This window comes from Leucobacter soli (assembly GCF_042659205.1).
Taxonomy (GTDB): domain Bacteria; phylum Actinomycetota; class Actinomycetes; order Actinomycetales; family Microbacteriaceae; genus Leucobacter; species Leucobacter soli.
In genome coordinates this window covers 1-2404 of sequence record NZ_JBHSRW010000295.1, presented here as the reverse complement: position 1 = coordinate 2404, position 2404 = coordinate 1, and the positions used below count along the sequence as shown (strand labels likewise).

The 2404-nt window shown below is 69.7% G+C and carries 2 protein-coding genes and 1 pseudogene; 2 read left to right on the top strand and 1 reads right to left on the bottom strand.

The window, feature by feature from the left end; genetic code table 11:
• Window positions 1-1037: pseudogene (locus ACFPZL_RS12325) on the bottom strand (transketolase); the annotation flags it as partial.
• A gap of 117 nt (window positions 1038-1154) precedes the next feature.
• On the opposite strand from ACFPZL_RS12325, the gene ACFPZL_RS12320 reads away from it, so the two are divergent.
• Window positions 1155-2060: a heme o synthase gene (locus tag ACFPZL_RS12320; RefSeq protein WP_218116101.1), complete on the top strand. Its 906-nt coding sequence runs from the start codon at window positions 1155-1157 to the stop codon at window positions 2058-2060.
• Between the two features lie 26 nt (window positions 2061-2086).
• A partial coding sequence (locus ACFPZL_RS12315; protein ID WP_382335643.1) for a PLP-dependent transferase occupies window positions 2087-2404 on the top strand: 318 nt, incomplete at its 3' end.

Here is a 2404-nt window from a genome sequence, read left to right as displayed (position 1 = left end):
AGCAGCGCCTTGCGCTCGGGGTTCGCCGAGGCCCAGGCCTCGAATCCGCGCTCCCACTCGGTGCGGGCGGCCGTGGCGCGATCCTGCAGCGCACGCGTGTGCGCGATCACCTCGGGTGCGACCGAGAAGTGCTGCGACGGGTCGAAGCCCAGCGCCGTCTTCAGCCCGGCGAGCTCGTCGGCGCCGAGCGCCGAGCCGTGGATGCCGCCCGTGTTCTGCTTGCCGGGCGAGGGCCAGCCGATGATGGTCTTGAGGATGATGAGGCTCGGCTTGCCCGTCTCGTCCTGCGCCGCGCGGATCGCCGCATCGAGCGCGGGCAGATCCTCCGTGTAGCCGTCCGCGCTGCCGTCGCCGCGCCAGTCGACCTCGAGCACCTGCCAGCCGTACGCCTCGTAGCGCATGCGCACGTTCTCGCTGTACGAGATGTCGGTGTCGTCCTCGATCGAGATCTGATTCGCGTCGTAGATCGCGATCAGGTTGCCGAGCTCCTGGTGGCCCGCGAGTGAGGCGGCCTCGCTCGTCACACCCTCCTGCAGGTCGCCGTCGCCGGCCAGCACGTAGACGCGGTGATCGAACGGGCTGGTGCCGGGCGCGGCATCGGGATCGAACAGTCCGCGCTCGTACCGCTGCGCGTAGGCGAAGCCGACGGCCGAGGCGAGGCCCTGACCGAGCGGGCCCGTGGTGATCTCGACGCCGGCGGTGTGACCGTACTCGGGGTGCCCCGGAGTCTTCGATCCCCACGTGCGCAGCGCTTCGAGGTCGGAGAGCTCGAGTCCGAAGCCGCCGAGGTACAGCTGCACGTACTGGGTGAGGGAGCTGTGGCCCACCGAGAGGATGAAGCGGTCGCGGCCCAGCCAGTCGGTGTCGGCCGGATCGTGCCGCATGACGCGCTGGTAGAGCAGGTAGGCGGCGGGGGCGAGACTGATGGCGGTACCCGGATGGCCGTTGCCGACTTTCTCGACCGCGTCGGCCGCCAGCACTCGTGCCGTGTCGACCGCTCGATCGTCGAGCTCGTTCCAATCCAGTTCGTTCGCCACTGCCCAGCCTCTCCACATCGGATCCGCGCGCAGGCCGCTGCCTGTGCGCACTGCCATCCAGCCTACCGCGCGAGCGAGTACGATGAAGGGGTGACAAGCCCGACCGAGACCGCCCGCATCGCCGAGTCGAAGACCCCAGGCATCGGGGCAAGACGCACCATCGCCGCATATGTCGCACTCACGAAACCGCGTGTCATGGAGCTGCTGCTCGTGGTCACGGTTCCGGCCATGATCCTCGCGGAACGCGGCCTGCCCAACCTCTGGCTCGTGCTCGCCACCCTGATCGGCGGTGCGGCCAGCGCCGGCTCGGCCGGCGCCTTCAACTGCTACATCGACCGCGAGGCCGATCGCCTGATGAAGCGCACGGAGAACAGGCCGCTCGTCACCGGCGAGATCTCGGACCGGAACGCCCTGATCTTCGCCTGGGTGCTCGGGGCCGTATCGATCGCCTGGCTGTGGATCACGACCAACTGGCTCGCCGCGCTGCTCGGCTTCGCCGCGATCTTCACCTACGTCGTCGTGTACACGATCTGGCTCAAGGGCCGCAGCGAGCAGAACATCATCTGGGGCGGAATCGCGGGCTGCTTCCCGGTCCTTATCGGCTGGGCCGCGGTGACCGGCGGCCTCGACTGGCCGGCCTGGGTCTTCTTCCTGGTCATCTTCCTCTGGACCCCTGCGCACTACTGGCCGCTCTCGATGCGCTACCGCGAGGACTACGCCGCCGCCGGCGTGCCGATGCTCGGCGTCGTGCGCGGCCGCACGACCGTCGGGCTCCAGGTCATCCTCTACGCGTGGGCCACCGTCGTCTCGAGCCTGCTGCTCATCCCGGTCGCCGGCATGGGCTGGGTCTACATCGTCGCCGCGGTCGTCTCGGGCGCCTACTTCATCGTCGAGGCGCACCGGCTCTACAGCCATGCCATCCGCGGCCGCGAGGGCAGCCCGATGCGGGTCTTCCACGGATCGATCACCTACCTCTCGGTCCTCTCGCTCGCCATCGCGATCGATCCGCTGCTGCCGTTCTGAGCGGCCCGCGGGTCTACGCTTGGAGCATGCACCAGCACACCGGCACCCTTCATCCGAGCACCGCGGTCGTCGCCCTCGGGCGGCCGGATCCGTCACCCGATGCGCCCCTCAACCCGCCGATCTCGCTGAGCTCGACCTTCGTCGGCTCGGGCAGTCCGCAGCCGGGGGAGCGCATGTACGCGCGGATGTCGAACCCGACGTGGGACGGGCTCGAAGAGGCGATCGCGTCGCTCGAAGGCTGCGATGTGCCGGCACTCGCCTACGCCTCGAGGATGGCGGCGGTCGCGGCGGTGCTCTCGCTCGTGCCCGTCGGCGGCGTCGCGGCCGTGCCGGCCGCCTCGTAC